Genomic DNA, 4,714 nt, shown 5'->3' on the forward strand with positions numbered 1-4,714 from the left:
GCAGGGCGGGCAGGGCGGCCAGGGCCAGTCCAGGCAGCAGGCGTCCGGCGGCAACTCCGGATCCGGGTCGAGCAGGTCCGGGGCGCGGCGTCGGCGCCGTTCCGGGTCGAACCACCGGTCAGCCCGGTCCAACCAGTCGAACCACTCCAACCAGTCCAAGTAGATAGGGTGATCTGATGGGTCTGCGTACCTCATTAGCCGTCCGCGCCGCCGACCTGGCGACCTGGGCGTCCCGCAAGGCCGGCCGTGGCAACGGTGGCATGATCGGCGGTCTCGTCGCCGACTTCATCGACCCGAAGCTGATGGAGCAGCTCGGGCAGGGGCGTCCCTGCGCGATCGTCACCGGCACCAACGGCAAGTCCACCACCACCCGGATGCTCGCCGAGGCGGTCCGCGGCATCGGCACCGTGTGCACCAACGACGGCGGCGACAACATGGACGCCGGCGTCATCTCCGCGCTCCTCGCCGGCAGGGACGCCCAACGTCTCGTCCTCGAGGTCGACGAGCTGCACGTCCCGCACATCGCCACGAAGCTGCACTGTGACGTGCTCGTGCTGCTGAACCTGTCGCGCGACCAGCTCGACCGGGTCGGCGAGATCAACAGAATCGAACGCGTCCTGCGCGAGTACGTCACCGCGAACCCCGGCCTCACCGTCATCGCCAACTGCGACGATGTGCAGGTCTCCTCGGTCGCGTGGGACTGCCCGAACGTGGTGTGGGTCTCCGCCGGGGTCGGATTCACCGGCGACTCGACCAGCTGCCCGCGCACCGGTGGCGCGATCGTGCGCACCGAGAAGGCCGACGGGACCCCGGACTGGTTCGCGGTGAAGCCGCTGGCCGACGGGACCGAGTTCCGGCGTCCGACCCCTTCCGTGACGGTCGACGCCGCCGGCCTGCACACCCCGGAGGGTGACCGGAACCTGAACCTCACCCTGCCCGGCAACGCGAACCGCGGCAACGCGGCGCAGGCCGTGACCGCCGCCGTCGCCCTCGGCGTCCCCGAGGCGGACGCCGTCGCCGCCGCCGAACGGGTCGACAATGTCGCCGGACGCTACGCCACCGTCGACTTCGAGGGACGCCAGGTGCACCTGCTGCTCGCGAAGAACCCGGCCGGCTGGCAGGAGGCCCTGTCCATGGTGGACCGCACCGCCGACGGCCTGGTCATCGCAGTCAACGGCCAGGTCGCCGACGGGACCGACCTGTCGTGGCTGTGGGACGTCGTCTTCGAGAACTTCGAGGGGATGAAGGTCGTCTCCTCCGGTGAGCGTTCCGCCGACCTCGCCGTGCGCCTCGGCTACGCCGGGGTGGAGCATGACACGGTGCCGGACATGCTCGACGCCCTGCGCACCTGCCCCGCAGGGCGGGTCGAGGTACTGGCGAACTACACCGCCTTCCGTGACCTGAACAAGGCACTGCAGACCACCACGAAGAAGGAGCAGCAGAATGGCTGAGCTGACGATCGGGCTGGTCCTGCCGGACGTGCTCGGAACCTACGGCGACGACGGGAACGCCCTGGTCCTGCGGCAACGGGCCCGGATGCGCGGCATGGACGCCGAGATCCACCGCATCACCCTCGGGGACGCGGTACCCGAGAGTCTCGACGTCTACACCGTCGGCGGCGGTGAGGACGTCGCCCAGATCCTCGCCGCCGAACACCTCATCGCCGACGGCGGCATCACCCGCGCGGTCAATGCGGGGCGCCCCGTCCTTGCGATCTGCGCGGGACTGCAGGTCTTCGGCCACAGCTTCCGTGCCTCGGACCGGATGGTCGACGGGCTCGGACTGATCGACGCGACGACCTCGTCGCTGCAGACCCGGATGATCGGTGAGCTGAAGTCCGTGCCGGCGAAGCAGGGCATGCGCGCCGCGGGGATGGAGGAGCTCACCGAGCCGCTGACCGGGTTCGCGAACCACCAGGGTGCGACGATCCTCGGGCCGGACGCCTCCCCACTCGGCCATGTCACGCACGGCACCGGCAACACCGACGCCCACGGTGCGCTGAGCGCCGGGCTTTCCCCGGAGACCGCGAAGGTCGAGGTCTACCACGAGGGTGCGGTGCAGGGTTCCGTCATCGCCACCTACATGCACGGCCCGGTGCTGGCCCGCAACCCGCAGCTCGCGGACCTGCTGCTGGCCAAGGCCACCGGTGTCGCACTCGCGGACCTGCCGCCGATGACCGGTGCCTTCGCCGGGCAGCTGGTCGACGAGGTCGCCACGCTGCGCGCGGAGCGGCTGAAGGCGTGAACTGACCGCCAAGTGCTCGGTGGGCCGGACCCCGGCGTCCGGCATCCGGTGGGAACGCTCCCCTCCCCCGGGGCTAGACTTGTCCCCGTGAGTTCACCCGGATCCTCCACCACACTCCGTCGCTGGTGGTGGCTGTCCTAGACAGGCAGCCACCGGATGAACCGTACCTTTTTCTTTCGACGCCGCCTCCCCACCGAAGGCGGCGTCCTTCCTTATCCCGGGCATCCCCCGGCGCCGCTCGGCGGCGGAGGCGCAACACCCCAGCACCCAGGAGAAACACCGTGACGAACAACGCCTCCCTCACCGCCGCCCGCGAGCGCAGCGACCGGCTGCAGAACCTCATCGACGACACCGCGCCCACCGATCCCGCCCGGGTCGCCGAACGCGCCGGACTGCGCGTCCTCACCGGCGACCGGCCGACCGGCGCGCTGCACATCGGCCACTACCTCGGCACCGTGCGCAACCGGGTGACGCTGCAGGACAAGGGCATCGACACCTTCCTGCTCATCGCCGACTACCAGGTCATCACCGACCGCGACTCCCTCGGCGACATCCACGGCAACGTCCTCGGCGTCCTCGCGGACTACCTCGCCGCCGGCATCGACCCGGCGCGGACCACGATCTTCGCCCACTCCGCGGTCCCGGCCGCCAACCAGCTCATGCTGCCGTTCCTCTCCCTGGTCACCGAGGCCGAACTGCACCGCAACCCCACGGTGAAGGACGAGCTCGCCGCCACCGACGGCCGGGCGATGTCCGGGCTGCTGCTCACCTACCCGGTGCACCAGGCATGCGACATCCTCTTCTGCCACGGCAATGTCGTGCCGGTGGGCCAGGACCAGCTGCCGCACATCGAGCAGGCGCGCGTCATCGCCCGCCGGTTCAACGAGCGCTACGCCGGTGGCGAGCAGGTCTTCACCGAGCCGAACGCCCTGCTCACCAGTGCCCCGATGATCACCGGCACCGACGGGCGCAAGATGAGCAAGTCCCGCGGCAACACGGTACCGCTGGGTGCGACCGCCGACGAGACCACGAAGATCTTCCGCAAGGCCGTCACCGATTCGGAGCGCCACATCACCTTCGAGCCCGAGAGGCGTCCGGAGGTCGCGAACCTGCTGACCATCGCCGCGGAGTTCAGTGGACGCCCCGCCGCCGAGATCGCCTCCGGGATCGGGGACGCCGGCTCCGGTGAGCTGAAGAAGGTCGTCACCGCCGCGGTCAACGACCACCTCGCCGGTCACCGGGCCCGGCGTGCGGAGCTCATCGCCGACCCCGGTTACCTGCTGTCCGTGCTGCGTGCGGGCAACGAGCGGGCCAACGAGGTCGCGGACGCCACACTGACCCGGGTGCGTGAGGTCATGGGGATGGTGTACTGAGGACGCCATGAGGTACTCACTCGTCGAACTCGGCCCGGTGCGGCAGGGCTCCGGTAAGCATGACGCGCTGGAGGCCGCGCTGGCCGCCGCCACGGAGGCGGAGCGGCTCGGCTACCACCGGATCTGGTACGCCGAACACCACAATTCGTCGACGTTCGCGTCCCAGGACCCGGTCTCGTTGATCGCCCTGGCCGCGCGCGAGACCTCGACGATCCGCGTCGGGTCGGGTGCGGTGCTGCTCAACCACTACAGCCCGTTCAGCGTGGCGGAGCGGTTCCTGCAGCTGGAGGCCCTGTTCCCGGGGAGGATCGACCTGGGTCTGGGCCGGGCGACCGGTGGGCCGGTGGTGGACGCCGCCCTGCAGCGCGACCGCAGTTCACAGCGGGTCGACGACTACGCCCAGCAGGTCCAGGAGATCCTCGCGTACTACTACGACGCCTTCGCGGTTAACCACCCCTTCGTGTCCATCGAGATGGCGACCGGGGTTCCGGGGCGTCCGCAGGTGTGGGTGCTGGGGTCCTCGGGGAGCAGCGCGGGGTTCGCCGGTCAGCTGGGGCTGGGGTACGTCTTCGCCGGGTTCATCAACCCCCGGACCGCGGAGGACGCCCTGGCGGCGCACCGGTCGCAGTTCACGGCGTCCGCGTTCGGGCCGTCGGAGCGTGAGGCCATCCTGGCACTGAACATGGTCGGCGGGGCGACCGAGGAGGAGGCGCGGCGACGGACCTGGCCGGCGCGGCTGATGCACCGGCGGTTGAGGTCCGGGCAGGAGCCGTGGGTGTCGACGGTCGCGGAGGCGGAGGCGCAGCTGCCGCTGACCGACCGGATGCTCAGTGGCCATGTCGGTGCGTCCGGCATCCCGATGCAGGTCTGCGGCACGGTGGAATCGCTGCGGTCCCAGGTGCAGGAGCTGGTGGAGCGGACCGGGGCGACGGAGGTCATGGTGCAGGACATGCTGGTGGACGCCGGGGAGCGCAGCGAGTCCCGCGCGGTCATCGCCGAGGCCCTCGCCGGGGTGGACGCCGGGTAGCTGCCCGGATGGACGCCGGGTAGCCACCGGGAGCGGCCGGGAGCGGCCGGTCAGTCAGCAGCCACGCCGC

At 70.7% G+C, this 4,714-nt stretch carries 4 protein-coding genes; all 4 read left to right on the top strand.

Annotation, left to right across the window (positions count from 1 at the left end; genetic code table 11):
* Window positions 1-176: 176 nt before the first annotated feature.
* Window positions 177-1,451, top strand: a complete 1,275-nt coding sequence (locus QZV72_RS09825; RefSeq protein WP_297007979.1) for a Mur ligase family protein — start codon at window positions 177-179, stop codon at window positions 1,449-1,451.
* A complete protein-coding gene (locus tag QZV72_RS09830; protein WP_297007981.1) occupies window positions 1,444-2,244 on the top strand; it encodes a type 1 glutamine amidotransferase in 801 nt (266 codons plus the stop codon). Before QZV72_RS09825 ends, QZV72_RS09830 begins: the two co-directional genes overlap by 8 nt.
* A gap of 341 nt (window positions 2,245-2,585) precedes the next feature.
* A complete protein-coding gene (gene trpS / locus QZV72_RS09835) occupies window positions 2,586-3,617 on the top strand; it encodes a tryptophan--tRNA ligase (RefSeq protein ID WP_367119098.1) in 1,032 nt (343 codons plus the stop codon).
* A gap of 7 nt (window positions 3,618-3,624) precedes the next feature.
* A complete protein-coding gene (locus QZV72_RS09840) occupies window positions 3,625-4,644 on the top strand; it encodes an MsnO8 family LLM class oxidoreductase (protein ID WP_297007985.1) in 1,020 nt (339 codons plus the stop codon).
* Window positions 4,645-4,714 lie beyond the last annotated feature (70 nt).

It is taken from the genome of uncultured Corynebacterium sp., assembly GCF_902782855.1.
GTDB lineage: Bacteria > Actinomycetota > Actinomycetes > Mycobacteriales > Mycobacteriaceae > Corynebacterium.